Origin of the sequence: Streptomyces sp. NBC_01341, assembly GCF_035946055.1 — a bacterium.
GTDB lineage: Bacteria > Actinomycetota > Actinomycetes > Streptomycetales > Streptomycetaceae > Streptomyces.
On record NZ_CP108364.1, the window covers coordinates 3,659,735 to 3,684,835 of the forward strand.

22 protein-coding genes and 2 tRNA genes are annotated in these 25,101 nt (G+C 70.5%); 15 read left to right on the plus strand and 9 right to left on the minus strand.

The window, feature by feature from the left end; all coding sequences use genetic code 11:
• The 3 genes from OG206_RS16095 to OG206_RS16105 all read left to right on the plus strand — a co-directional run bounded on the left by OG206_RS16095 (position 1) and on the right by OG206_RS16105 (position 3,430).
• Positions 1-555 (plus strand): hypothetical protein, encoded by a 555-nt coding sequence (locus OG206_RS16095; protein ID WP_327116597.1) that lies wholly within the window; start codon positions 1-3, stop codon positions 553-555.
• 92 nt (positions 556-647) lie between these two features.
• Positions 648-2,765 carry an ATP-binding protein gene (locus OG206_RS16100; RefSeq protein ID WP_327116599.1) on the plus strand — a complete coding sequence of 706 codons (2,118 nt, stop codon included), beginning with the start codon at positions 648-650 and terminating at the stop codon, positions 2,763-2,765.
• A 206-nt stretch (positions 2,766-2,971) separates the two neighbouring features.
• Positions 2,972-3,430 (plus strand): hypothetical protein, encoded by a 459-nt coding sequence (locus tag OG206_RS16105; protein ID WP_327116601.1) that lies wholly within the window; start codon positions 2,972-2,974, stop codon positions 3,428-3,430.
• 253 nt (positions 3,431-3,683) lie between these two features.
• Here OG206_RS16105 and OG206_RS16110 read toward each other — a convergent pair whose 3' ends face one another.
• On the minus strand, positions 3,684-4,796 hold the full coding sequence (locus tag OG206_RS16110) for an HNH endonuclease (protein WP_327116603.1): 1,113 nt from the start codon (positions 4,794-4,796) through the stop codon (positions 3,684-3,686).
• On the opposite strand from OG206_RS16110, the gene OG206_RS16115 reads away from it, so the two are divergent.
• The 7 genes from OG206_RS16115 to OG206_RS16145 all read left to right on the plus strand — a co-directional run bounded on the left by OG206_RS16115 (position 4,795) and on the right by OG206_RS16145 (position 10,162).
• Entirely contained in the window at positions 4,795-5,481 is a 687-nt protein-coding gene (locus OG206_RS16115) for an SAM-dependent methyltransferase (RefSeq protein ID WP_327116605.1), read from the plus strand. The genes OG206_RS16110 and OG206_RS16115 overlap by 2 nt on opposite strands.
• Positions 5,478-6,128, plus strand: coding sequence for a DNA cytosine methyltransferase (locus tag OG206_RS16120; RefSeq protein ID WP_327116607.1), 651 nt, complete (start codon positions 5,478-5,480; stop codon positions 6,126-6,128). The genes OG206_RS16115 and OG206_RS16120 overlap by 4 nt, the downstream gene beginning before the upstream one ends.
• On the plus strand, positions 6,125-7,024 hold the full coding sequence (locus tag OG206_RS16125; protein WP_327116609.1) for a bifunctional DNA primase/polymerase: 900 nt from the start codon (positions 6,125-6,127) through the stop codon (positions 7,022-7,024). Before OG206_RS16120 ends, OG206_RS16125 begins: the two co-directional genes overlap by 4 nt.
• A gap of 146 nt (positions 7,025-7,170) precedes the next feature.
• Entirely contained in the window at positions 7,171-7,362 is a 192-nt protein-coding gene (locus OG206_RS16130) for a hypothetical protein (protein ID WP_327116611.1), read from the plus strand.
• Positions 7,359-8,522 (plus strand): DUF3631 domain-containing protein, encoded by a 1,164-nt coding sequence (locus OG206_RS16135; protein WP_327116613.1) that lies wholly within the window; start codon positions 7,359-7,361, stop codon positions 8,520-8,522. The genes OG206_RS16130 and OG206_RS16135 overlap by 4 nt, the downstream gene beginning before the upstream one ends.
• Before the next feature lie 168 nt (positions 8,523-8,690).
• Positions 8,691-8,888, plus strand: a complete 198-nt coding sequence (locus OG206_RS16140; protein ID WP_250288263.1) for a helix-turn-helix domain-containing protein — start codon at positions 8,691-8,693, stop codon at positions 8,886-8,888.
• Entirely contained in the window at positions 8,888-10,162 is a 1,275-nt protein-coding gene (locus OG206_RS16145; RefSeq protein ID WP_327116617.1) for a tyrosine-type recombinase/integrase, read from the plus strand. The genes OG206_RS16140 and OG206_RS16145 overlap by 1 nt, the downstream gene beginning before the upstream one ends.
• Before the next feature lie 81 nt (positions 10,163-10,243).
• Here the strand turns inward: OG206_RS16145 and OG206_RS16150 are convergent.
• Both OG206_RS16150 and OG206_RS16155 read right to left on the minus strand, forming a co-directional pair.
• A tRNA-Arg gene (locus OG206_RS16150) sits at positions 10,244-10,316 on the minus strand.
• A 251-nt stretch (positions 10,317-10,567) separates the two neighbouring features.
• Positions 10,568-10,658, minus strand: a tRNA-Ser gene (locus OG206_RS16155).
• Between the two features lie 393 nt (positions 10,659-11,051).
• Between OG206_RS16155 and OG206_RS16160 the strand changes: the two genes are divergently transcribed.
• Both OG206_RS16160 and OG206_RS16165 read left to right on the plus strand, forming a co-directional pair.
• On the plus strand, positions 11,052-11,519 hold the full coding sequence (locus OG206_RS16160; RefSeq protein ID WP_327116619.1) for an SSI family serine proteinase inhibitor: 468 nt from the start codon (positions 11,052-11,054) through the stop codon (positions 11,517-11,519).
• Between the two features lie 549 nt (positions 11,520-12,068).
• Entirely contained in the window at positions 12,069-16,172 is a 4,104-nt protein-coding gene (locus OG206_RS16165) for a response regulator (protein WP_327116621.1), read from the plus strand.
• Between the two features lie 103 nt (positions 16,173-16,275).
• Here OG206_RS16165 and OG206_RS16170 read toward each other — a convergent pair whose 3' ends face one another.
• From OG206_RS16170 to OG206_RS16180, 3 genes are all read right to left on the minus strand, one after another.
• Positions 16,276-17,922 (minus strand): long-chain fatty acid--CoA ligase, encoded by a 1,647-nt coding sequence (locus OG206_RS16170; RefSeq protein ID WP_327116623.1) that lies wholly within the window; start codon positions 17,920-17,922, stop codon positions 16,276-16,278.
• Between the two features lie 193 nt (positions 17,923-18,115).
• Positions 18,116-18,670, minus strand: coding sequence for a SigE family RNA polymerase sigma factor (locus OG206_RS16175; protein WP_327116625.1), 555 nt, complete (start codon positions 18,668-18,670; stop codon positions 18,116-18,118).
• Positions 18,671-18,884: 214 nt separating this feature from the next.
• Entirely contained in the window at positions 18,885-19,202 is a 318-nt protein-coding gene (locus OG206_RS16180) for a hypothetical protein (protein ID WP_327116627.1), read from the minus strand.
• Positions 19,203-19,446: 244 nt separating this feature from the next.
• On the opposite strand from OG206_RS16180, the gene OG206_RS16185 reads away from it, so the two are divergent.
• From OG206_RS16185 to OG206_RS16195, 3 genes are all read left to right on the plus strand, one after another.
• The gene (locus OG206_RS16185; protein ID WP_327116629.1) at positions 19,447-20,328 is read left to right on the plus strand and encodes a bifunctional DNA primase/polymerase; all 882 of its coding nucleotides are present in this window, start codon (positions 19,447-19,449) and stop codon (positions 20,326-20,328) included.
• Positions 20,329-20,403: 75 nt separating this feature from the next.
• Complete coding sequence (locus OG206_RS16190) at positions 20,404-20,613, plus strand: hypothetical protein (RefSeq protein ID WP_327116631.1); 210 nt, start codon at positions 20,404-20,406, stop codon at positions 20,611-20,613.
• 308 nt (positions 20,614-20,921) lie between these two features.
• Positions 20,922-21,431 (plus strand): GNAT family N-acetyltransferase, encoded by a 510-nt coding sequence (locus OG206_RS16195; RefSeq protein ID WP_327116633.1) that lies wholly within the window; start codon positions 20,922-20,924, stop codon positions 21,429-21,431.
• 862 nt (positions 21,432-22,293) lie between these two features.
• Here the strand turns inward: OG206_RS16195 and OG206_RS16200 are convergent.
• The 3 genes from OG206_RS16200 to repSA are packed head-to-tail and all read right to left on the minus strand — an operon-like array spanning position 22,294 to position 25,075.
• Complete coding sequence (locus OG206_RS16200) at positions 22,294-23,436, minus strand: tyrosine-type recombinase/integrase (protein WP_030123123.1); 1,143 nt, start codon at positions 23,434-23,436, stop codon at positions 22,294-22,296.
• Positions 23,436-23,657: a helix-turn-helix domain-containing protein gene (locus tag OG206_RS16205; RefSeq protein WP_030123122.1), complete on the minus strand. Its 222-nt coding sequence runs from the start codon at positions 23,655-23,657 to the stop codon at positions 23,436-23,438. Before OG206_RS16205 ends, OG206_RS16200 begins: the two co-directional genes overlap by 1 nt.
• Before the next feature lie 2 nt (positions 23,658-23,659).
• A complete protein-coding gene (gene repSA, locus OG206_RS16210; protein WP_030123121.1) occupies positions 23,660-25,075 on the minus strand; it encodes a replication initiator protein RepSA in 1,416 nt (471 codons plus the stop codon).
• Positions 25,076-25,101: the final 26 nt, after the last annotated feature.

Here is a 25,101-nt window from a genome sequence, read left to right on the forward strand (position 1 = left end):
GTGAAGCTGGAAGTCAGCACACACAAGCTCTTCGGCTACCGCTCCACCCTGCGCACCGCGAAGCGCCTGACCGAAGAGGCCGTCCGGGTCGTGGACCGGGCGGTCGCCGGCCGGATGCCGGACGTGCGGGTGGTGCTCACCGCAGAGCGGAACCTGGCGGAGGTGAGCACGGCTGCCGAGTGGGAGGCCGCCGGGTGCACCGACAAGCGCGTCCAGGCTCGTGCGCTGCGGTCCGCGAAGAAGTTGGCACGTGAGACCGCCGCCCGCGCCGTCCCGCTCTCGGACGGCGGGGTGTTGATCGTCGTCAACGTCGACCAGCACCCCAACGAAGCCACGTTCGCCATCACGCTCGTGCATGAGCTGGTCCATGCGATGCAGCACAGCCGCAAGGGCGTCCGCGACCGGCTGATCGCCGGTCTGCGGCACGACCTGGGTGTCGAGCGTCTGTCGCGTCGCGAGAGCCGCGAACTCGACCGCCTTTTCGAGGCCGACGAGAACGAGGCGTACGGCGCGGAGCACCTCGCCGGCCGCCTCGTTCCCGCCGCCGCAGCCTGACCCATCCCCATGCCTGCCGGGGTGGCGTCGCGGCCACCCCGGCACCTCCCCTTCATCGCCCCAAGGCTGGGGCAGTCAGGAGTCGTTCCGCCATGAGCGACAACGTCGTTCCCCTCTTCGAGAAGACCACCCCCGCCCCCGTGGCGCCCCCGAGTGTCGAGACGGCTGCTGTAGCAGCGCCCACCGCTGAAAAGCCGCCTGTGCCCCTGTGGGTGCGCTCCGCACGCGGTATCCGCACGGTCGCCACCCACGAGAGCACCAAGGCCGTCTGCCGGGCTACGGCGCGCCACGGCCTCTACGTCCTCGGTGGGACCAGGATCGTGGCCCGTCGGACGTGGGAGGGCCGTACCGCCTCCCGGTACGAGCGTCTGCTGCGTGCGGCGGAAGCCGCGGGGAACATGGAGGCCGCCGCCGAGTGGGAGGAGCGCGGCCAGCGCTTCCGCCAGGAACGCCACCGCCGCCGCATGGACCTGCTCACCGCACCGATGGACGCGGCCAAGGGCATCGCGGCCGGCGTTGGGATTGGGGCGGGTGGTCTCTTACTGCTCGGCATAATGCTCGCCGTCGCCAACAAGGACTGGACCGACGTCTACGCCCCCACCATGGCCGTGGTGGAGCTGGTCCGCTGGATCGTCTTCATCATCACCGTGACCTGGGGCCCCCTCGTCACGATCGGCCCGTGGGCGGCCCTGCTTGGGCTGTGGGCCGTCGGTAAGAACCAGCAGGCAGCACCCCAATGGGCTCTCCCGGCGAACGTCCGCTCGGGTGAGGGTGAGCCGATCACCCCGTCCATCGTCGTCCTCGCGCTCCGGAACCTGGGCATCGCCCCGCTCCGGACCGCGATCAAAGAGATGGGCGACGCCGGTGCCTCGATGCTGGGCCCGATCCGGATCGCCGGATGCGGCGTCGAAGTCGACGTGACCCTGCCTTCCGGTGTCTCGACGAACGAGGTGCAGAACCGGCGGCGCAAGCTCGCTGAGAACCTGTCCCGGCACGAGCACGAGGTGTTCATCACCATCCCGCAGGCCGCCCGCACCGTGCGGCTGTGGGTCGCGGATTCCGGGGCGCTGGATGAGCCTATCGGCCCGTCTCCGCTGACCACCGACCAGGACATGACCGCGAACTACAAGACCGGCAAGGCACCGTGGGGCCAGGACCTGCGCGGCGACGCAGCAGCCCTCAGCCTCTACCAGCGGCACTTGCTCATCACCGGCCTGTCCAACCAGGGCAAGACCGCAGCACTCCGCGCGCTCGCCCTGTGGCTCGCGCTCGACAAGACGGTGGAGTTCCGGCTCGCCGACCTCAAGGGCGCCGGCGACTGGGCCATGTTCGATGGCCTGGCCACCGTCCTCATCCAGGGGCCGACGGACGACCACGTCATCCAGGCAACCGAAATGCTGGAAGGCGGCGTGAGCGAGATGGAACGCCGCCTCCAGGCCCCGCCCGGCACCGTGTTCCCGCCGCTCGTGCTGCTGGTCGACGAGGCGCAGGTGGCGTTCATGTGCCCGGTCGTCGACGAGGAGAAGCGCCCCTACGGCGGGTCCAAGGCCACGTCCCGGTACTTCATGGCCGCGAGGAAGATTCACAACCAGGGGCGTGCGGTCAACGTGACGCTGTGGCAGGGCACGCAGGACCCCACCGATCAGAACCTGCCCAAGCTGGTCCGCGAGGGCGCCCACACCCGCGCATCCCTCGCCCTCGGAACCGAGTCGCAGGCCCGCATGGCCCTGGGTGACAAGGCGGTCGATGGCGGGGCCGCCCCGAACCTGCTCCGCCCTGGCCTGGACAAGGGAACCCTTGTGGTCGCGTCGGACGGCATCGAGATCCCGGCCGGCCAGGCATCCATCACGGTCCGCACGCACTACATCGACACCGACACCGCCGCCCTCATCACCGCCCGCGCCCGGGCGATGCGCGACGGGGTCACCACCCTCCACGTCATCGAGCAGGGCGAGGTGCGCGACCCGCTCGCGGACATCGCGACCGTGGTCGGTGACACGAAGCGCGTCCTGACGCAGGACGTGCTACAGCGGCTCTCGGTGCTGTCCGAGGACAGTTACGGAAGCTGGACGCACGCCGACTTGAAGCGCGTGCTGGACGGCACGGCGGCTGAGCCCTACAAGTCGGACGGCCGGATGGTCGTGGGCCGGGAGCGTATCGCCCGCGCCCTCGCCAACCGGGACACGAACGGTTCCGCTTCCGCTTCCTGATCACAGGGAGCACGCCCCGGGCGGGTCAGGGAGGAAGGGAGAACTCCCTGAACGCCTCCCTGACCCGCCTCCCTGGACCTGACCTGCACAGATGATGTTCAGGGAGGCAGGGAGTCACCCCAGCTCAACACCCCCACACCCTTCTCACAGCGCCTCCCGAGGGGGGTGCTTCCGCCTCCCTGACCCAGCAGAGGAAGGGATTCCGCATGTTCCCCGAGAACACCGCCCACCGGCCCGCCCAGCAGGCCGTGACCATCCACCAGCCCACCCCCATCACGCCCTACCCCGCCGCCCCGGTCGTGCCCGTGCAGCCCGGCGGCGTGCCCGCCGTGACGTCGATAGTGCTGCCGGACGGGCGGGTCATCACCGGCTACGCCATCGACCACACCCAGCCCGAACCGGTCGTGGCCAAGCCGATCGTCTCCCGCACGGCGGTGAACATCGCGCTCGGTGGGATCGGGTTCGCCGCCGTCTGTGGCGGGCTCGTTCTGCTGACCACGTTCATCGCTGCACTCGCCGCTCTGGTCCAGCAGCTCATCATCCTGGCCGCCGTCATCTTCGGCGGCTGGATCGCCATACAGGTCCTCACCGCCGGCCGCGAGCACGGGCCCACGACGGTGAACATCCGCAAGGCCGTCATCAAGCGCAACCACTTCCACGGCTGACCACCCCCGAGGAATAGCGCCCTCCCGCATCGCACCCCAACCGGTCAGGAAGGCCGAGATGAACGACAGCCGAGGAAAGCCCAACAAGCCCACCAGCAGCGGCCCTGCGATGCCGTGCGGTTCGGGGCCTGGTCGCTGGAACACCGAGAGCGGCAGCCGACCCTCCACCGCCACGACCAACACCTCCACCCGCCCCAGCGGCCCGAAAGCCTCCTAGAGAGCCGCCCGGCCGCCAAGCCCGCGGCTCGGGCTTCTAGGACGCGGCTTCAGGGATGCGGCTGGCCGGCACGCTCACTTTTGCAGGCATACTCAAGCGCCAGTGGGCAGCCAGCCACACCTCATGCTCAGGCCGCAGCCTGGCGAGGGGCTTCCTGCCGTGCAGTTCGGCGTATGCCGGGTAGCCGAGGAGTTCGTCGTCGACCTCGATGCATCCGGTGTCTGGGTTGACGCTGATCTGGCCGCGGTCGAAGAGGCTGTGGACGTCGTTGCGCAGGAGCAGGCCGCCCCAGTCGTGATGCTCTTCCTCATCGGCATAGCTGTACAGGTGTGCCGCTTGGAGTGCCCCGGCCGGTGCGGGTCCGGTGAACGCGCACACCTGGCCGTGGTCGTTCAGCAGCTGCTGACGGAATGGCCCTTGGCCCACGCGGGTGCGGACGTTCGACATCCGGTGCCCACCCGTGATCCGCCTGCGCTCCCTGGCCTCTGCCGGGCTGTCGTCGGCGCCGTCTGCGTCCGGGTCCAGGTCGCTGAACTCGACCCCCTCGATTGCGAGGAGTGCGTCACGCAGCTTCTCCCACCGGGCAGGGCGCATGCTCAGCTGCGAGTCCGGGGAATCGCACAGGGCCCGCAGCTGGCGGCCGGCGAGCAGGCCCCGCCCGTCCATCCACGCCTCGCCGTGGCGGGACCGGTAGGTGACTACCCGCTTGGTCTTGCTCCCCGGCACCTCGAACTGGGCGGGGCACTTGTTGCAGCGCCACGTCGGCTTCATCCGCTTGCGCCGCTTGAAGTCAGCCTTCTTGCACTCCGGACAGAAGTAGAGCGTCTTGATCTCGCTCCCGGTCTCGATCTCGGAAATCACCCCGAGGCCGAGCAGTTGCTTCTTGTCCCACAGCGCAATCACGTCCCCCACAGCGATACGCGCGTGGTTGGGGACCGTGTCGTCCCAGCTGTAGTGCTGCGACGGGTCGTCGTCATACCCGTCATTGCCCCCGTGCTGGCGATCCTCGTCGCCCACAGCAAGCACCAGCCATGCCGTCGTCACTGTGCCCCCTCCACGTGCCAATGAGCCGGGGCAGCCGCCCATCTCGCCAAAGACGCGGCTGCCCCACACCCCAGCCCACTCAACAGAACTGGAGACCATCAGCATGCCCCACCCCACTGACATCCGGACCCGCACCAAGACCAAGCCGCGGTTGCTGGACCTCTACTGCTGCCAGGGCGGCGCGGCCAAGGGCTACACGGATGCCGGGTTCGAGGTGACCGGCGTCGACAGCGCCCCGCAGCCGCTGTACCCGTACCGGTTCGTCCAGGCCGACGCGATCCAGTACCTGCTCGCACACGGCGGGGAGTTCGACTTCGTCCACGCCTCGCCGCCCTGCCAGCGCTACAGCCGCGCGCAGAAGATCCAGCACCGCGCCCACCCCGACCTCATCGCCCCCACCCGGGCCGCCCTCGAAACGGCCGGCCGCCCCTGGGTCATCGAAAACGTCGAAGAGGCCGCCGGAGAACTCCGGGACCCGGTGACGATGTGCGCCGCCGCATTCGGGATGCGCACCTACCGCCACCGCCTCTTCGAGACCCGCGGCTTCACCATCACCCCGCCCCAGCACGGCGCCCACCTGGCGCCGCTCACCAAGATGGGCCGCCCCCGCGCCGCCGGACACTTCGCGCACTACGTCGGCAACTTCAGCGGCGTCCAGGAAGCACGCGACGACATGAACGTGCCGTGGATGACGCGCGACGGCATCCGCGAGTGCATCCCCCCGGCCTACACCCACTGGATCGGCACCGCCGCCCTCCAGGCCCTGGCACTGCTGGGGGTGGCCGCGTGAACGCCCGCATCCTGCCCTTCCGCAAGCCCAACGGATTACGGCTCCTGGACGCCTGCTGCGGAGCCGGTGGCCTGTCCATGGGCTACTACCTCGCCGGATACAACATCGTCGGCGTCGACATCAACCCGATGCCGAACTACCCCTTCGAGTTCGTCCAGGCCGACGCCGTCGACTACGTCGCCGAACACGGGCACAGGTTCGACCTCATCCACGGGTCCTGGCCCTGCCAGTACTTCGCCCGCGTCACCGCCTGGCGCGGCAACCGCGACGACCACGAAAACCTCATCCCCGCCGGCCGCCAAGCCATGCAGTCCACCGGCCGCCCCTGGGTCATCGAGAACGTCCCCGAAGCCTCCTGGTGCGGGGCCCTGCGTCCCGACTACCTGCTGTGTGGGTCGCAGTTCGGCCTCAACGTCCGCCGCCACCGCGCCTTCGAAACGTCATGGGGCGGCGGCGGGGACCTGCTCCCGCCCTGCTGGCACCACAAGAACCTCCTCGCCTTCGAGCACAAAGGCGAGCGCGCCTACGCCGACGCCATGGGCTGCACCTGGATGAACAAGACCGAAGCCCGCCAGGCCGTACCCCCCGCCTACACCCAATGGATCGGCCAGCAGTTCCTCACCTACGAGAAGGAGGCCGCAGCATGAGCACCCACCTCCTGACGGCCGCCCTAACCGCCGCCGAACGCGGCTGGTACGTCTTCCCGCTCCGCCCCGGCGACAAGCGCCCCGCCCTCCACGGCGAGAGCGCCTGCCCCCGCACCGGCCCCTGCACCACCAGCCACCTGAAGTGGGAACAGCGCGCCACCACCGACCCCGACCGCATCCGAGCCGCCTGGTCCACCGGAGCATGGAACATCGGCATCGCGACCGGCCCGTCCGAACTAGTCGTCGTCGACCTCGACATGCCCAAGCCCAACAGCAGTGCGGACACGCCTTGCGGCGTGACGACCTTCACGGCGCTCTGCGAGCGCGCCGGACACCCGGTGCCTCGTACTCGCACGATCCGGACCACGAGCGGCGGACGCCACCTGTACTTCAGCGCCCCCGCCGCCGCCCGCCTCCACAACACCGCCGGAACCCTCGCACCCCTGGTCGACACCCGCGCATGGGGCGGGTACGTCGTCGCCCCCGGCAGCACCATCAACGGCCACCACTACGCCATCGACGGGCCCGCCCTCATCAACCCCCTGCCCGGGTGGCTCCGGCAGATCCTCATGCCCCCGCACCCCAAGCCCGCAGCCGTGCCGGGGCCTGCTCCGGTGCCGCTGCGGTCCCACCGGTACGCGGAAACCGCCCTCCAGCGCGAGCGGGAGACCGTCCGGACGGCAGGGGAGGGCAGGCGCAACGCCACCCTGCTCGCGTCCGTACGGGCCGTGGGCCGTTTCGTCGCGTGGGGAGACCTTCCCCGCCACCTCGTCGAAGCGGCTTTTCAGGCAGAGGGCGAGGCCGTCGGGCTCACCGCGGCCGAGTGCCGCGCCACCATCACCAGCGCCCTGGACTGGTCCACCCGTACCTGCCGGCCGCGACCGGAGGCGGCATGACCACCCGGACCAATCCCCCTCTGAAAAGCCTGCCCAACCGGCCCCGGCCTCGCCAAACCGCCCCCGCCCACAGCGGACAGAGGGCGGCGAAGGTCGTCGCCGAAGGCGTCCGCGTTGCTGTTCTCCCTGACCCGCGCACGGTCACCGTGACCGGCATCCAACCGGGCCCGACCGTGCGCGGACTCGACCGCAACGAGATCCCCGTAGCGGACTGGCTCTGCGCCTGCGGCCACCACGAACGCGCCCGGGGCCGCAGCGCCGTCACCGAACTCACCACCCGCGCACGCGTCCAGCAGTGCCCCCACACCACCCCCATCACCGGGAGGGCCGCCGCATGACCGATCCCGCACCCACCACACCGCCCACCGACGGCGCCGCGCTGCTCGACGAAGTGGAAGCCTTCCACCGCCGCTTCAACGTCTTCCCGAGCGAGGCCGCGTTCGTCGCGGTCGCCCTGTGGGACGCGCACGCCCACCTGCTCGACTGCTTCGACTCCACCCCCCGCATCGCCTTCCTGTCCCCCGAACCGGGGTCCGGGAAGACCCGGGCACTGGAGATCGTGGAAACCCTCGTCCCGCAGCCCATGACGGCCGTCAACGCGTCCGCAGCCGCCCTGTTCCGGTCCGTCTCCGCAGGCAGCGGGAAGCCCACCATCCTGTTCGACGAGATCGATACCGTCTTCGGTCCCAAAGCTGGGGACAACGAGGAACTGCGCGGCTTCCTGAACGCCGGACACCGCCGCACCGGGGTCACCTACCGGTGCATCGGCGACGGCGGACAGCAGACCGTCCAGGCATTCCCCTCGTACTGCGCGGTCGCGGTCGCAGGTCTCGGCTCACTCCCGGACACGATCATGAGCCGGGCCGTCATCGTCCGCATGCGCCGCCGAGCCCGCAACGAAACGGTCGAACCCTTCCGCGCCCGCATCCACGAAGCCGAAGGGCACAAGCTCCGCGACCGGCTCGCCCAATGGGCGGAGCACGCCCGCGGCTTCGTCATGGGTGCCTGGCCGGACATGCCCGACGGGGTCAGCGACCGGCCGGCAGACGTGTGGGAACCGCTGCTCGCCATCGCCGACGCCGTCGGGGGTCACTGGCCCGAGCGGGCCCGCGCCGCGTGCGTGACCCTCGTGACCGCCTCCCGTGCCAACGACAAGGGCAGCATCGGCGTCCGGCTGCTCACCGACCTGCGTGACCACGTCATGGTCGGCATCGACCGCCTGCCCACCGTCGCCATCCTCGACCGGCTCAACGCTCTGGACGACGCCCCGTGGGCCGACCTCCACGGCAAGCCGCTCGACAACCGGCGTCTGTCCAAGATGCTCGCCGAGTACATGACGGCCGACAACGAGCCCATCGCCTCCCGCAACATCAAGACCGCCGGGAGCGTGCTCAAGGGCTACTACACCGCCGATCTCTGGGACGCCTGGGCCCGCTACTGCCCCCCACCCCCGGAAAGTCCGCTACCTCCGCTACCAGGCACCGAAAACACCATCTGACCAGCGCAAACCCGGTAGCGGTAAGCCGTCGCGCTTGCCGCTACCCATCCGCTACCGCTACCTCGTCCGCTACCTCCGACAGGCCCTCTGACCTGCGAGGTAGCGGCGGTAGCGGAAGTAGCGCCCCTCAGAGGTACGCCCCAAGGACCATCCCGGAGGAGCCCCCGCATGACCACCGCCATGCCCGCCAGTCACGAAGCGCTCAAGGTCCCTGAAGTCATGGCGGCGCTTCGTCTCAGCCGCAGCAAGGTCTACGACCTCATCCGCTCCAAGCAGCTCCCCAGCTTCACGGCCGGCCGGGCGCGACGCATCCCGGTCGACGCCGTCCGGGAGTACATGCGCAACCAGATGGAGGAGGCCGCCTGATGGCCAAACGACGCGCCAACGGCGAAGGAACGATCACCAAGCGCACGGACGGCCGCTACCACGCCGCCGCCTACGTCTACCGCCCCGACGGGACGCGGACGCGCAAGTTCGTCTATGGCAAGACCCGCGAGGAAGTCGCCGACAAGCTCACCGAGTTGCAGGAGAAGACGCGTCAGGGCATCCCGGCCGCCTCTTCCACGATGGGGTTCGGTGACTACCTGACCTACTGGCTCGCTGCCATCGCGCCGGAACGGCTCAAGCCCGCCACGCTCAACAGCTACGAGGGGCTGACCAGGCTCTACATTCGGCCGGCACTCGGCAAGAAACGACTCAACCGGCTCTCGCCTGCGGACGTGCGCCGGTTCCTGACCGAGTTCAAGGGCTCTTGCCTGTGCTGTCTGCGACGCGCCGACCACGAGCGCCCGGAAGGAAAGCGCGGCTGCTGCGCCGTAGGCAAGTGCTGCAAGCGGCTTCCGTCCGCTCGGACCGTCCAGTACGTGCACGCCGTACTGCGGTCGGCTCTACAACAGGCGATGCGCGAAGAGCTGATCGCTCGGAACGTCGCACGCATCGTCGAGACCCCGACCATCACACGCAAGGAGGTGCTCCCCCTGGACGGCGCCGAAGTCCGAATCCTGCTCAAGACCGCCCGCACGCACCGGCTGTACGCGCTGTGGCTGCTGCTCGTGTCGACCGGCCTGCGGCGCGGGGAAGCTCTCGCCCTCACGTGGTCGGACGTTGACCTCGCGAACCGACAGCTCCGGGTACGCCGGAACGTGCAGCGCATCCGGCGGGAGCTCCTCTTTGGGACGCCGAAGACCACCCGGTCGATCCGCACGGTTTCCCTGCCGCGGCACCTCGTACGGGCGCTCGCCCACCACCGCGAGCAGCAGGAACGCGAGCGCACGGTCGCGGGCAAGAAGTGGCAGCCGACGCCTGGGCAGCCTGACGGACTGATCTTCACCACACAGACAGGAAGGGTCATCGACCCGCGTGGTCTCAACCGGATGCTGACGATCCTGTGCAGGGACGCGAACGTACGGCGCGTCAGGGTCCACGACCTACGGCACACCTGCGCGTCGATCCTGCTCTCACGAGGGGTGGACGCCCGCACGATCATGGAGACGCTCGGCCACAGCACCATCACCATGACGCTCGACACCTACGCGCACGTGATGGACACGACGCTGCGGGCGGCTGCGGAGAGCATGGACGACGCGCTGAATCTCGATGACCTGGATGACGGGTCGGAGGAGGAAGCGTCGGACGACTGAGAGCGTCTCTCCGGGCGCGTTGATGTCACCCGCTGATGTCAAAGGCCCCCTGGTCGATGTCCAGGGGGCCTTTGAGCTGCGTGCACTCGGCAGGATTCGAACCTGCAACCTTCTGATCCGTAGTCAGATGCTCTATCCGTTAAGCTACGAGTGCGTGGTCGCGGTGTTGGCCGGTGACCTTGCTTCCCGGTTTTTTTCTCCCCGGTCGGCGTTGCGAGAACAACATTACATGACCTGCGCCGTCACGCGAAATCCATTAGTCGCACCTCGCCTGACCTGCGGAAACACTCATCTGGAGCAGTCTCCGCAGCGGCTCTGTCCCGCCTCCGCACCCCCTCGCACCGCGTACATGCGGCCGGAAACGACCGAAGCCCCGTGCCAGTGGCACGGGGCTTCGGGATCTTGCGGAGGCGGAGGGATTTGAACCCTCGATGGGCTTTAAGACCCAAACCGCATTAGCAGTGCGGCGCCATAGACCGGACTAGGCGACGCCTCCAGCACACCCCCGCGCGAGCGCGAGTGGTGTGTGCAGATGATGACACAGACGAGCGCGCTGTCACCAATCGCTGCTCACGCTACTAGGCAGGCGGGTGGCGAGGCAAAGCGCCCCGGGCGGATGTTGCGGCTCGTCGGTCCGGGATGCCCGTCACGCCCGGAGTCCCACCGCTCCCGACGTACCCGGCCCCAACCGCGCGCCGCGTCCGCCGCCCGGGCGACTGTTCCGGTCGGCCCCCCAGGAGTTGCGCAACGTGCGGGCGCAAGGAGCGTTAGAGAGGCGAGGGCTCCGCCCTCCGTCCGTGACCCCGTGTGCCCGGTGCGCCCGCAGTCCAGGTGCGTGCCGGAGCAGACCGGCGCGCCCCCGGGTGCGCCAGAGCAACTGGAGCCCCGCATGCTGCGCCGTCTCACCCTCACCGCTGTCGCGTCCGTCGCCGCGCTGACCGCCGCCACCCCCCTCGCCACCGCCGCGTCCCCCCTGCTGCCCCTGCCCCCTCTCCCCGTCCTTCAGGGGGACTGGACGGCCGAGGACACGCAGACGAAGCTCACGGTCACGGTCTCGGACTCCGGCAACCCCGCGGCCGACGGTGTCTTCGAGCTGGAGTGCGACCCCGCAGGCGGCAGCCACCCCGCCGCGCAGCGGGCCTGCGACCTGCTGGACGAAGCGGCGGAGTCGGGCGACAACCCCTTCGTGGCCACGGACCGCAACGCCATGTGCACCCAGCAGATGGGCGGACCCGCCGCCGCCAGGGTCGAGGGGACCTGGCAGGGACAGAACGTGGACGCCCGCTTCAGCCGGGCCAACGGCTGCGAGATCTCCCGCTGGAACGCCCTTGTGCCGGTGCTCCCCTCGGCAAGGTGACCTGGGCAGCCCCCTGGGTGCGCCCCTCGCGGGTACGGGCTCTCCCCTCATGGAACGAGTTCTCTTCACGAGGGCGCACCCCCATGCGCCGTCCCACTCACGCGCCGTCCCACTCACGCCCCGTCCCCCACTCCGGCGAAGCAATCACCCCCGCCGGGTTGTCGGTTCGCCGCGGCGACGTAGCCGGTCCGGCGGAGGGGATTAGCCGGTTCGGCGGGGCGTGCGCCGGGACTTCGACCGGCCGCAGCGGCGCACACCGGGGCGTGAAATCGGCCGGCCCGGGGTGCGCGACCGCCGGTTTCCGGATCCTCCACGGGCCCGTTCCGGCATGCGCGGAGGCGCATTCGAGCACGTCAGAAGGGGCGCGCGAGGGCGCGTCATGGACCACCGGCGTACACCGTGTGCACAGAACCTTGGTGAGAGCTCCCCCTCATCCGCCGCCCCTCACGCGCTCCCTGCCTTTAGACTCCTCCAGTGACAGCCTGAGGCCCGAGGGGCAGGATGGGGCCCGCTGTCGGCAAGGTGCGGTAATCAGGGAGGAAGCGTCTCGTGAGCAGCAGGCCATCCCGAGGCGCTGCTCGCCTCGCAGCCATACTCGACGCCCTTCCGGACGGGCTCCTGCTCGTCAACTGCAACGGCACGGTCGTCAACGCCAACACCATCGCCCTCGAAATGTTCGAGACCCCGGGCACCGCGCTCGTGGGACGCGGACTGCTCGACCTGCTTCCGGAGTTCGACTCCAGGCTGATCCCGGGGTCGATGCGGAGGCCGGACGCTGCGGACGAGCAGGGCAGGACCAAGCCCACGCGCATGGTCGCCCGCCGGACCGACAGCACCGAGTACCCCGCCGAGGTCACCAGCGCCTCCCTGGACAGCGGGCAGGCCGGGTACAACGACATCCACTCCAGCTACACGGGTGACGAGCTGCTCATGCTCGTCGTACGCGATCTCTCCGGCACCGTCGACACCGAGGCCGAGCTGGCCCGTTCGCAGCGGCAGACCGAGATGATCCTGCGTGCCGCGTCCGAGGGCGTCGTGGGTACGGACACCGACGGCCGGGTCGTCCTGGTCAATCCCGCCGCCGCGCAGATCCTCGGCTTCCGCGCGAGCGATCTCGGCGGCAAGGAACTCCACACGCTGATCCTGCACTCGCGGGCGGAGGGGGAGCCCTTCCCGTACGACGAGTCGCCTCTCGCGGACACCCTGCGGTCCGGACGCAAGCACCGGGTGCGCGGGCAGGTGCTCTGGTCCAAGAGCGGGGCGCAGGTGCCGGTCGACCTGACCACGGCACCGGTGCGCGACGGGGACCAGCTGGTCGGCGCCGTCATGACGTTCACCGACCGCCGGCCGTTCGAGGAACTGACCCAGCAGCACACCGGCGAGGTCTCCGGTCTCACGGAACAGCACGCCGCCGAGATCGCCGAGCTCACCGAGAAGCACCGCGCCGAAATCGAGGCGCTCACGGAACGGCACGCGGCCGAGACCGCCGACCGCACCGAGCGCTACGCCTCCGAACTGGAGGACAAGACCGAGCGCCTGGCCGATCTCGGCGAGCGTCACGCCCAGCTGACCGCGGTCCTGGGCGAGTCCCTGCGGGGGCCCCTGGAGGAGCTGCGCGGCGAGCTCTCGGCGCTCGCCGCCGACCCGGCCGGCCAGCTCTGGCCCGAGGCCAACCAGATCCTGCACCACCTCGCCGCGGGCTACGCGCGTATGACGACGCTCGTCGACAACGTCCTGAGCTACCAGCGGCTGGACAGCGGCACCGAGGAGCTCAGCAAGCTGCCGGTGCTGCTCGACTCCGTGGTGACCGCCGGCATCGACGGTGCGGTCGAGCTGATCGGTCCCGGCCGGGCCCAGTTCGCGGTGCACGCGCCGCCGATCGAGGCCGAGGTCGACGCGGGCCGTCTGATCACGGCGCTCGCCCATCTCGTCGCCGACGTGGCCGGCGTCGACTCCACGGGCAAGGCCCGGCTGGTCCCCGGCGGCGGCTACGTCGACTCCACCGTGGTCGTGGCCGCGGCCCAACGGGGCGATGTGGTCAGGATCGAGGTACGCGGACCGTTCGCCGGGGGCGACCCGGTGCACGTGCCGATCGTGCGCGGGATCGTGCGGGCGCACGACGGCGTGCTGCAGACGCACGAGATGCCGGGCATGAGCGGCAGTGCCTACGTCCTGGAGGTGCCGATCGGCTCGGGTGCGGGCACGATCGCGCCGGTGCCGCTCCCGGTCGTGGAGGAACCTGTCGCACCGGAACCTGTCGCACCGCAACCTGTCGCACCGCAACCCGTCGCACCGGAACCTGTCGCACCGCAACCCGCCCCGCAGCCCGCTCAGGGCGGACGCCGCCGGGCGCGCAGAGCGTCCACGGACGCCTTCCTGGACAGCGCGGTGGACGGCCCCGCGCCGGACGGGGACACCGCGGCGGCGGAGCCGACCGGGCGGCGCAGGGCCCGACGGGAGCCCGCCGCGTCGCAGGAACAGCAGTCCGAAGCGGATATGACCCCACCTCAGCAGGGTGAGGGCTCCGGGCGCAGGCGCGGCCGTCCCAGCCCCGCGGAGACCGCCGCACCGGTCCCGGAGGACCGTTCCCGGCAGGCACTGGCTCTCCCCGCGGCGGCGTCCACCGGCGCCTCGGAGGGTTCCGTGGTGACGGCCGCCGAGGGCGCGCAGGGAGGCGGCGGACGCCCCCAGCGCGGACAGACGGTGCCGCCGCAGGGCGTGCCGCACGGCGCGTCCGGCCGGACAGGGCGTCAGGGCCCCGCCGAGCAGGCTGCCCTGCCGGCGCTCGCCTCGGCCGAGGCCCCCGCCGGACAGGAGCAGGGCCGGCAGCCCGACGGCCGGCGTGCCCGGCGGGCTCTCGCAGCCGCGCAGGAGCGCGCGGCGGCCGCCGAGCCAACGGGGCCACGCACCGCGTTCGCGCTGCCCCCGGCAGCCGCGGACCGTATCCCGCCCATGGCCCCGGGTACGCCTGTGGTGGCACCTGCGCAGGCCATGGCGGCACCCGCTCAGGCCGTGCCTCAGGCCGTGCCTCAGGCCCCGGGGGCCGCCCGCCCGGACGGCCGGCCCGTGCAGACGAATCAGCCGCGCCGGCCGGGGACGACCCGGCCCGACGTGCCGGACGCCCTGCCCGCGGGCATCCCGCCGGCCGAGCGCCACGACGCCGTACGGACCGAGCCGGACGCCGATCACACCCCGCCGCAGCCCCACCCCCTGCCGTCCGGCCGCCGCAGGGCACGCCCCGCCGAGGCGCCCGAGGCCCAGGCCGGCCCCGGACAGCCGCTGCCCGCCGTCCCGCCGCAGCCCGACTGGGCGCAGTCCGGCACGTCCGGGCAGGGCCTGGCGGGCCTGGTGCAGCACGAGAACGGTGCCGAGACGCCCGGCGACGAGCCGTGGGAAGCCCCGGGGACCACAGCGCACACCACGGGCACGGCCGATCCGTCGGTCGTCCAGGCCGCCTCCGGTGAGGCCGAGGCCCGTCCGGCCGACGGCCCCACCCACGCTCCGGACGCACTGCGCCGGCCACTGCCCGCCGAAGCCCCGATGCCGGCCTCGTCCGACTCGACCCAGGGCCGTGCGTTCAGCGTGCGGACACTCGGCCAGGGCGTGCCCTTCGCCCAGCACCTCGCGCATCAGCAGAACCAGACACTGGGCAGCGCCGGACGCCGGCGCAAGCTCACCGCCCCGCCGGAGGCCGAACCCGCCGCGCCGAACGCCCCGGCTCCGGTGCCGCCGCAGCCCGCGGGGGTCCAGGGGAGCACCACGCAGGGTTCGGGTTCCGGCCGACTGCTGTCCGCTCCGGCGTCCGAGGGCCGTGCGTACGCGATCGGCGCACCCGACGAGGGCGCCGAGGGGCCGGAGCCGCTGGACGGCCCCGGTGGCGCCGTGGAGGTGGCGAACCGTCCGCAGCCGCACCCCGTCGACGACGAACTGCCCCCGGAGCCCCTGGACAACCCGCGCCGGCTGCTCGTCTGGCCCGCGCCCGACGTCTCCACCCAGCAGGCCCTCAGCGACCGGGGATACCGCCCGGTGATCGTGCACTCGCGGGAGGAGGTCGACGCCCAGATCGCGGCGTTCCCCGCCGCGCTGTTCGTCGACCCGCTGACCGGCCCGATCACCCGTACGGCTTTGCAGTCGCTGCGTCAGGCCGCGGTGGCGGCGGAGGTCCCGGTGCTGGTGACGGCCGGTCTGGGCCAGGCCACGCGGGAGGCGGCGTACGGCGCCGACCCGGCGGTACTCCTCAAGGCGCTCGCCCCGCGCGACAGCGACCAGCATCCGCCGCGCGTCCTGGTGATCGAGGAGCACGAGCCGATCGCGCTGGCGCTGACGGAGACGCTGGAGCGGCGTGGCATGCAGGTCGCACGGGCCTCGGGCGACAGCGAGGCGGTCGAGCTCGCCACCCGGATCCGTCCGAACCTGGTCGTGATGGACCTCATGCAGGTACGCCGCCGGCGTGCGGGGATCATCGACTGGCTCCGCGCGAACGGCGCTCTGAACCACACACCGCTGGTCGTCTACACCTCGGCCGGCATGGACGAGTCCGAACTGCCGAGGCTCGCCTCGGGCGAGACCGTGCTCTTCCTCGCCGAGCGTTCGACGAGCGACGAGGTGCAGTCCCGGATCGTGGACCTGCTGGCGAAGATAGGGACGAACTGACCGTCGGACACACGACGGACGCACAACGGACGCACGGGACGAGGGCGGTACGGGAAGTACCGCCCTCGTTCTGTGCCGCGGCCCGGTGCCCGGCCGCCCCGGCTCAGAGCTGAGTGACGTCCAGTTCGCCGGCCGCGTACTGCCGGCGGATCACCTTCTTGTCGAACTTGCCCACGCTCGTCTTGGGCACCGCCGGGATGATCGTCCAGCGTTCGGGCAGCTGCCACTTGGCGACGGACTGGGCGAGGAAGGTCCTGAGCGCCCCGTAGTCGGCCGTGGCGCCCTCCTTGAGCACGACGGTCGCGAGGGGACGCTCGCCCCACTTGTCGTCCGGGACGGCGACGACCGCGGCCTCGGCCACGTCCGGGTGGGCCATGAGCGCGTTCTCCAGTTCGACGCTGGAGATCCACTCGCCGCCGGACTTGATGACGTCCTTGGCCCGGTCGGTGAGCGTGAGGTAGCCGTCCGCGCTGATCACGCCGACGTCACCCGTCTTCAGCCAGCCGTCCTCGCTGAACTTGTCCTCGGGCCGCAGGTCCTCGCCGTCCGCGCCGCCGTAGTACGCGCCGGCGATCCAGGCACCCCGAACCTCCAGCTCTCCCGCGGACTCACCGTCCCACGGCAGGTGTTCCCCGCCGGGGCCGACCAGACGCGCCTCCACACCCGCCGGGAAACGGCCCTGCGTGATGCGGTACGGCCACTCCTGCTCCTCGGTGAGCCCGGCCGGAGGGTTGGACATGGTGCCGAGCGGAGACGTCTCCGTCATCCCCCAGGCGTGGCAGAGCCGGACACCCAGCTTGTCGTACGCCTCCATCAGGGAGGGCGGACAGGCGGCGCCGCCGATCGTGACGCTGGCCATGGAGCTGAGGTCGCGTGGCTTGGCGGTGACCTCGGCGAGCAGCCCCTGCCAGATGGTCGGGACGGCGGCCGCGTGCGTGGGCCGCTCCTTCTCGATCATGTCGGCGAGCGGCGCCGGCTGGAGGAATCGGTCGGGCATGAGCATGTTGACGCCGGTCATGAAGGTCGCGTGCGGCAGGCCCCACGCGTTGACGTGGAACTGGGGCACGACGACCAGGGTCGTGTCCTTGTCGGTCAGGCCCATCGACTCGGACATGTTGACCTGCATCGAGTGCAGGTAGACGGAGCGATGGGAGTAGACGACGCCCTTGGGGTCACCGGTGGTGCCGGAGGTGTAGCACATGGCTGCCGCCTGGCGTTCGTCCAGCTCCGGCCAGTCGAAGGTGGTGGGGCGCCCGGCGATCAGGTCCTCGTAGTCGTGCACCCGGGGAGTGACACCCTCCAGCACGGAGCGGTCGCCCGGTCCGGAGACCACCACGTGCTCGACCGACGGCAGGTGGGGGAGCAGCGGCGCGAGCAGTGGCAGCAGCGAACCGTTGACGAGGACGACCTTGTCGTCGGCGTGGTTGACGATCCAGATCAGCTGCTCGACGGGGAGCCGCAGGTTGAGCGTGTGGAGCACGGCGCCCATCGAGGGGATCGCCAGGTATGCCTCGACGTGCTCGGCGTTGTTCCACATGAGGGTCGCGACGCGCTGATCGCCGTCCACGCCGAGCTCGTCGCGCAGGGCGTTCGCCAGGCGCGTGGCGCGTTCGCCGATGTCGGCGAAACTGCGCCGGTGCGGCTCGGGCTCGCCGGTCCAGGTCGTCACCTGCGACTTCCCGTGGATGGTCATCCCATGGGTCAGGATGCGGGTGACAGTCAGCGGTACGTCCTGCATGGTGCTCAGCACGGCGTCCTCCCGGTGGGCGCTACGCGGCGGTAAGAGTGCGCTGATTCTGCTCACATACCAAGCGGTATGTCACTACTTCCGGGAGTACGAATCGATGTCGGCCGACATGACGGGGCCGAGGCGGCGCGGCCCCTGAGGGAAGGGATCGCCGTACGGGGGCCGGGTCCGGGGGCCGTCGCGGGCGAGGCCGGGGTCACCGCACGGGGCTGAGCTCCGGATCCTCACGGAGCTTCCCGAGCGCCCTCGACACGGCGCTCTTGACCGTCCCGACGGACACCCCCATCACCTCGGCGGTCTGCACCTCGCTCAGGTCCTCGTAGTACCTCAGGACGACCATGGCGCGCTGGCGGTCCGGCAGCTTGAGCACGGCCCGCCACATCGCGTCGTGCAGCGACTGCTGCTCGGCGGGGTCGGGAGCGGGCGGCGCCTCCTTCTCCGGCAGCTCCTCGCAGGCGAACTCGTCGACCTTGCGCTTGCGCCACTGCGACGTGCGGGTGTTCACCAGTGCGCGGCGCACGTAGCCGTCGAGAGCCCGGTGGTCCTCGATCCGCTCCCAGGCGACGTATGTCTTGGTGAGAGCGGTCTGCAGCAGATCCTCGGCGTCGCTCGGATTCGCGGTGAGGGACCGGGCGGTGCGCAGCAGCACGGGCCCCCGCGCCCGTACGTACGACGAGAACGACGGATAGCGACGGTGTCCTGCGGATGCGGCGGCCGCCCTGGAGGCACCGGCACAGACTGGCGTGGTCATGTCTCCACGCTAGGAGCGGGCACCTGCGAGGGGATCGGCCCCAGGTCCCGAAGCGACATCCGCCTCAGGTTGTAGGGGTGGGGCGGGCTCCACCTCCTGAAGGTGGAGGCCGTCTCCACCACCCTCAGGGTCCTCACCCCGGGGTCACCTGCTCCCCGGCGGGTGGGGCCGGCCCGTGCGGCGGTGGCGGTGTCACCGCCGCACGGGCTCCGGGTCAGTTCACCCAGAGCGGCGAGAACGTGACGTAGACGAACGTGGTGGACTGGTCGATGTAAGCGAAGGGTGACCCGATCACCTGCGCGGAGTTGCTGTGGTTGGAGGCACCCGCGCCGACGGCCTGCTGCTGCGAAGTGGACGAATTGCCGGAGTTGTTGCCACCGACACCGCCGGACCCGATGGTCGCCACTCCCGCGTTCGATCCGTCGCTCGCCAACGCGCCGTTGTCGGCTGCGGCGACTCCGCCGAACAGAGCGGCGGCCAGAGGCGCGGCGGCGAGGACGGCGAGGACGCGGGCGGTACGGGTAGGTGCCATGTCAATTCCTCCAGGAACCGGAAAGCGGCTTGTTACGGCTGATTCCGGAGCGGCCGGCCGGCCGCTCCGACGCTGGTCGCGACGTCGCGGAGCAGAACTGCCCACAGCCCCTCCGGCGAACCGCACGGGCCCCGCGGTTCCCCCGCACGGATGAGGGAGGCCGGTTAAACCCCGTGCGGACCGGCGCACCACCACCCGCACACGCCCCCTTCCCTTCTTCGAACGTCTGTACGAAAATAACGGCATGGCCACCACCGACCGGCAGACCGCCACCCTGGCCCTGGCCCACGCGCTCTCCGCCGCCGAGCGTGGGCTCCCCGTCTTCCCGCTGTCCGCCACCAAGCTGCCCGCCCTGCGTTCCCCGCACCACGACGAGGTCCCGCCCGTGCGCTGCAGGGGGGAATGCGGGCTGCCCGGTCACGGCGTCCACGACGCCACCACCGACCCCTCCGCCGTCCGCGCGCTCTTCGCCGCCGCGCCCAGAGCAACCGGCTACGGCATCGCCTGCGGGCGCCCCCCGCACCGCCTCATCGGCATCGACCTGGACATCGACACCACCCACGGCAACGACTCCGTCGCCGCGCTCCAGCAGCTGGCCCTCGAGCACCTGTTCACCATCCCGGCCACCGTCACGGTGCTCACGCCCAGCGGCGGCCGGCACCTCTGGCTGACGGGCCCGCCAGGCGTCTCGGTCCCCAACTCCGCCGGCCGCCTCGCCCCCGGCATCGACGTACGCGGGGCGGGCGGCTACCTGGTCGGCCCGGGCTCGGTGACCACGCACGGCAGGTACCTGCTCGCCACCGGCACCGCCCACCTCGCACCGGCCCCCTGCCCCAGCGCCCTCCTGCACCTGCTCAGGCCACCACCACGCCCGCACCACCAAACGAGCCGGAGCTCCCCCGTCCGACAAGGACAGGGCCTGGTCCAGTTCGTACGCGCGGCACACGAGGGCCAGCGCAACACCCGCCTGTTCTGGGCCGCCTGCCGCGCCTACGAACACGGCTTCGGCGACGCACTCGCGAACGCCCTCACCGACGCGGCGATCAGCACGGGTCTCAGCGAACAGGAGGCCCGCGCAGCCATAGCCTCGGCTGCCAGGCTCACGACACCCCGGCGGACAGTCTGAACGCACACCCCCGTGCGCGTGGCCGGCCGGGTCCGGACGGATACTGTCCCGAACTGCCGTCGCACCGGGGGAAAAATGACATCGGCCAAGCTGTCGAAACTCGCCCTCGCGGCCACCGTCCTGGCCGCGGTCACCGCCTGCGGGGCATCATCCGCGCCGGACGGGGACGGATCCGCGAGCGCCACGACCGCTCCCATGGCAACCGAAAGCCGGGCGGCGACACATGCCCCGCCGGCCGGCGCTCTCGTGCCCGACGTCATCGGCGGCAACGCCGGTCGCGTGTGAGGGGATCCCACGCAGGGAGTTCGACGTGGGCGACGTCCTGTGGGTGAGCTGCCCGCCGGCCCGGGGCCGGGTGACCGACGTGTCCCGTTCCCCCGCCTCGGTCGAGTGGCCGTGGGCCGATCTCGATCCGAGGTCCGAGCACCGGTGGAACGGCCGAGGAGCCTTCGCCTGCTTCCGGGCGTCCCGATCCTTGAAGTGCTGCACACAGCCTTGACCAGAACTTTCAGCCGTTCGAGGTGCACCGAGCCGACCCAACCGGCTCCTCTACGAGTTGCCTGTTGAGTAGTTTCCGATTGGAAGGACGACCGATGCCGCAAGCCATAGTTCGCCCACGCGAGACAAACGATCTTGCCGAGGCGGCGACCGTGATGGCCGCAGTGCATGAATCCGACGGCTACCCGGTCGAAGTCGTGGAGGACCCCGAAGGCTGGCTCAGCCCAGAAGGATTGTTGGCAGCGTGGGTTGCCGAGGTCGATGGGCATGTGGTGGGCCATGTTGCGGTCAACACGCCGCAGCCGATGGAGGAAGTAGCCCGGCTTTGGAGGGAGAGGAGTGGCGCCGACAACTCCCAGTTCGCGGTGCTAGCTCGGCTCTTCGTCTCCGGCGAAGTGCGCAAAAGCTCTGTCGGGAAGCACCTCATGGACGCAGCAACGGCCTACGCCCGGACCAGCGGCCTACGCTTGGTTCTCGAAGTTCTGACGAAGGATGCTGCCGCAATCCGCTTGTACGAACGCCTCGGCTGGAAGCGAATCGGCGAAGTGGTCCACACCTTCGGTGGTAGGCAAGTAGACGCCGTCTGTTTCGTCGCACCGGCCTGAGAACGAGAGCGGGGAGCCACGGCCCCTCGCGGACAACGCTCACAAGAACGGCCCCTGACCGATTCACCTGGTCAGGGGCCATTCATCTGCGGTGGGTGTGGGATTTGAACCCACGGTGACATCGCTGCCACGACGGTTTTCAAGACCTTTCGCGGGTCGGGCGGCTTCTGGACTCCGCCGCAGGTCAGACGGGTACAGGCCTCCTGACGGAGCCGTTGTCATCGGCTTCGTGCCCGCTACGTGTCCCTCGCTCAGCATCGTGACTCTTGATGCCAGGCGTAGACACGGACCGGGTCAAGGTGAAGTTCATTCGGGCCCAAACAATCGGCCGCCCAAGTGGCCAGGCGGGAGCCGCAGGGGCAGGCCAGGTTGGGGCCGTGCGCGCCGGTGGGACCGCAGCACCCAAGCCAGTTGTCCCCGAGGGTGAAGGGTTCAAGACGCGGCACAGCATCGTCCGGGTGAAGGACAAAGCTGTCACGGGCTCCGGCGGACGTGGTGACATGGGAGTCGGCTCTCAGCAGCTCGCGTCCCGTGCTGCGAGCAAGGCGGGAGGATACGTCGGCGACGACGAACGGAGCGCCCCAGGGGTTGGGGTCGATGGCATAGTGCCCCCTGGGAACAGTGGAGCAAGCCCGACCGGTCTTCTTGTCCCGGCCATGATCGGAGTCAGCCACTTCCGGAACGATCGGCAGCGCCACCAGGTCTCCAGTGAGCGCGACCCCACATCTGGCGCAGTAGAGGACGGTCATACATCGGGTTTTACCTCGTGCCGGGCCGGGCCGTCCAAGGGGTTGATCAGGAAAGCGGCCCCCGACCAGGTACATGGTCAGGGGCCGTTCAACTGGCAGGAGAGGCAGGGTGGTCAGCTCGAAGCGACACCGGCAGGGCCGTCGTCGGTGTCCGACCCACTGAGCCAGCTGTCCGCCGCTTCCGCCACCTGGTCGTCTCGACCAGCCACGGGCCGGGCGTAGTGCCGAGTGGTCACGCTCGCGTTCGAGTGCCCCAGCCGCCGCGCGGCGGTCATCACGCCGTACCGGTCGGCGACCCACGTCCCGTGCGAGGCGCGGAGATCGTGCGGCGTGACGTCGGTGAGCCCGGCCGCCGCCACGGCGGGATCGAAGTACGCCTTGCGCCACTGGTTGTAGCGCAGAGGCTTGCCGCCGGGCGTGACGAAGAGGAGAGCGTCCTCCCCGCCGGGCAGCGTCTCCAGGTGCCGGCCGATCCGCGCCGCGAGTGACGGCCCGATCCGCAGGACCCGCTTCTGATGGGACTTGGGTGTGTCGAAGACGAGGGTGCCATTCGCTTCGGCCAGGTTCTCATCGACGAGGACCAGGCCGCCGGACACATCGATGTCCGCCCGCCGCAGCGCGAACGCCTCTCCGACCCGCAGACCCGCGTAGGCGAGCAAGGAGATCAGCAGGTCATGCGGTTTCGTCGCGTTCCGCACGATCCGTGAGGCTTCCAGCGGGGTGAGGATGTGCGGCTCGGTCTGCGGCATGCGAGGCAGCTTCACACCCCTGCACGGGGTCTGCCCGATCATCTCGTTGTCGACGGCCGCCCGCATGATCTGCGAGAGCACCCGGTAGGCCTGCCTGATCCGCGAGGCGCTGAGACCACGGGTCTTCATCGCACCGACCCATTCGACGATGGTGATCGGCCGAAGGCTGGACAGCTCACGATCACCGAGCGCCGGAACGATCAGCGAGTTGATCAGGGATCGGTACGACGCCTGTGTCTTGTGCTTGAGCTGCGGGGAGACCGCGGTGAGCCATCGTGCCGACCAATCGCGGACGGTGGTCCGTCCCTCGGCGGGGTCGAGCCAGCGGCCCTCCTCTATCTCGATTCGCTTCCGTGCCAGCCAGCGATCGGCGTCCGTCGTTGTCGCGAACGTCTGATCAGCTGCACGCAGCACGCCGTCAGGCCCCGGATACCGAGCCTGGAACCGGCCGGACGGCAGCTTCCGAATCCGGCCGAAGGCGCGGCGGGCTTTACGCTTGGCGGCCATCAGGCAGCCCTCCGGTACGAGTACGCCGAGGTGGGCCGCAGGACGATCGGCGCCACCGTGTGGGCACTGACGTACTCCTCCACGGCGCTCTCGGGGATGCGGACATGTCGGCCGACCTTGACGAACGTGATGCGGCGTTCCTCGATGAGCCGGCGTGGGAAGCGGAGGCCGGTGCCGAGGCGTTCGGCGACCTGATTCACGGTGAGCAGTCGGTCCGCCACGGTCACCACTCCCCCTCGTTGGCAGTGCGGTCCTTCAGTGCGTCCCGGGCGGTCTCGCGGTTGGTCTGGAGGTCACGGGCGATGGTGGCGGCCAGAGCCCCTTCGCCGGGGGTGTGCCCGTGGCCGACGTACTGCCAGTCCGCCAGGACGAGGACGGTGTCCGGTTCACGGTCGGCCAGGCCGAGGACCGTCGCTTCCTGCGCAGCGCGATAGTCGGCGCGTTCCTGGCGGAGGGCGCCGAGGGTGGTCGAGTAGGTGCGGGACTTGGACGAGAAGTGGCCGCGAAAGCCGAGCATGTGGGCCCAGGCCCAGAGACGCCGGTCCGGATAGAGGGTGTCGAGCTCACGGCATGCGGTGATGAGCCGACGGGTGTGATCGGGAACGCGGTGGCGGTCGAGTTCGGCGAGTTCGCCGATGCGGCGGTCCAGGGTGCCGGTGTTCTCGGCGGCTTTGGTGGCGTACTTGGCCACGTACGAGGCAACAGCCTGTTCGGTGACATCTGAACCGTCGCCGAAAGCCTTGACCGGGCGGACGTCGAGCTGTCGGCCCCACCGGAAGGTCCGGGCCGACTGTTCACCGGCAGCCGGGACGGAGACCGACGTGTACGAGTGCGCGGCTGCGGCGCGTATCGCGTCGGTGAGGAGATCGACCGTGGCCCAAGAGGGCGGCGGCGTACGAGGTCCCTCCGGGCCGTCGAGACGTATGACGGCGTGGAAGTGGAGGGCTCCGCGCTTCTGGAACTCCGCGACCTTGCCGAAGGAGACGCGGAGATGGTCGCCCAGCTCACGGCGTGGGATTCCTGCGTGGATGGCGAGTTCGCGGCGGAGTCGGGTGGTGAAACGCTGCCAGAGCTCCCCGGCGTGGTTGTTGAAAAGCACGGCGCCCGCGTAGTCGTAGGTCTCCGGGTCAAGGGCGGAGCCCAGGTCTCCGGAGTCCGGGGCGTGTGCCGTGCCGCAACCGCAGGTGCCCCGGTCGGGGCGGTTGTGGACGGGGCCGAACGAGGGTGCGGTGAGGGTGGCGAAGACGCGCGGGTGGTCGCGGACAGCGGCGGTGATGTCGCGGCGATCGTCTCCGGCGAGGCCGGCACGGATCAGGTGGTAGGTGTCGCCCGCGTAGGTCCAGGCACAGGAGGGGCAGCGGGAGGCACGGCGGTTGCCGCAGGCGATACGGAGGCGTCCGCCCGGCTCGTACGCGGTCGAGTAGCGGTGCAGGGTCTCGCCGGTGGTCTTGTCCTTATGGGTTACCCAGCCGCTCAGATGGACGGGGTCGGCACAGCCGCCGGTACGGCGGATCTGGTCCTCCCAGCGGGTGTAGTCGGAGGCCGAGGCCACCCGGAGGACGTCCCCGAGGACGGTCGGGTCGAGCTGTGGGGCGGGCATGGACCGCTTCTGTTCCGAGGGTGAGGGCCGGTGGGCCATGCTGGGAGTTCCTTCCGGTTGCGAGA

What these genes read in the sequence shown, in the direction of transcription:
- OG206_RS16100 (WP_327116599.1), top strand. Translation starts at nt 648, where the DNA reads ATGAGCGACAACGTCGTTCCCCTCTTCGAGAAGACCACCCCCGCCCCC.
- OG206_RS16105 (WP_327116601.1), top strand. Translation starts at nt 2,972, where the DNA reads ATGTTCCCCGAGAACACCGCCCACCGGCCCGCCCAGCAGGCCGTGACC.
- OG206_RS16115 (WP_327116605.1), top strand. Translation starts at nt 4,795, where the DNA reads ATGCCCCACCCCACTGACATCCGGACCCGCACCAAGACCAAGCCGCGG.
- OG206_RS16110 (WP_327116603.1), bottom strand. Translation starts at nt 4,796, where the DNA reads ATGCTGATGGTCTCCAGTTCTGTTGAGTGGGCTGGGGTGTGGGGCAGC.
- OG206_RS16125 (WP_327116609.1), top strand. Translation starts at nt 6,125, where the DNA reads ATGAGCACCCACCTCCTGACGGCCGCCCTAACCGCCGCCGAACGCGGC.
- OG206_RS16135 (WP_327116613.1), top strand. Translation starts at nt 7,359, where the DNA reads ATGACCGATCCCGCACCCACCACACCGCCCACCGACGGCGCCGCGCTG.
- OG206_RS16140 (WP_250288263.1), top strand. Translation starts at nt 8,691, where the DNA reads ATGACCACCGCCATGCCCGCCAGTCACGAAGCGCTCAAGGTCCCTGAA.
- OG206_RS16145 (WP_327116617.1), top strand. Translation starts at nt 8,888, where the DNA reads ATGGCCAAACGACGCGCCAACGGCGAAGGAACGATCACCAAGCGCACG.
- OG206_RS16160 (WP_327116619.1), top strand. Translation starts at nt 11,052, where the DNA reads ATGCTGCGCCGTCTCACCCTCACCGCTGTCGCGTCCGTCGCCGCGCTG.
- OG206_RS16175 (WP_327116625.1), bottom strand. Translation starts at nt 18,670, where the DNA reads ATGACCACGCCAGTCTGTGCCGGTGCCTCCAGGGCGGCCGCCGCATCC.
- OG206_RS16180 (WP_327116627.1), bottom strand. Translation starts at nt 19,202, where the DNA reads ATGGCACCTACCCGTACCGCCCGCGTCCTCGCCGTCCTCGCCGCCGCG.
- OG206_RS16185 (WP_327116629.1), top strand. Translation starts at nt 19,447, where the DNA reads ATGGCCACCACCGACCGGCAGACCGCCACCCTGGCCCTGGCCCACGCG.
- OG206_RS16190 (WP_327116631.1), top strand. Translation starts at nt 20,404, where the DNA reads ATGACATCGGCCAAGCTGTCGAAACTCGCCCTCGCGGCCACCGTCCTG.
- OG206_RS16195 (WP_327116633.1), top strand. Translation starts at nt 20,922, where the DNA reads ATGCCGCAAGCCATAGTTCGCCCACGCGAGACAAACGATCTTGCCGAG.
- OG206_RS16200 (WP_030123123.1), bottom strand. Translation starts at nt 23,436, where the DNA reads ATGGCCGCCAAGCGTAAAGCCCGCCGCGCCTTCGGCCGGATTCGGAAG.
- repSA (WP_030123121.1), bottom strand. Translation starts at nt 25,075, where the DNA reads ATGGCCCACCGGCCCTCACCCTCGGAACAGAAGCGGTCCATGCCCGCC.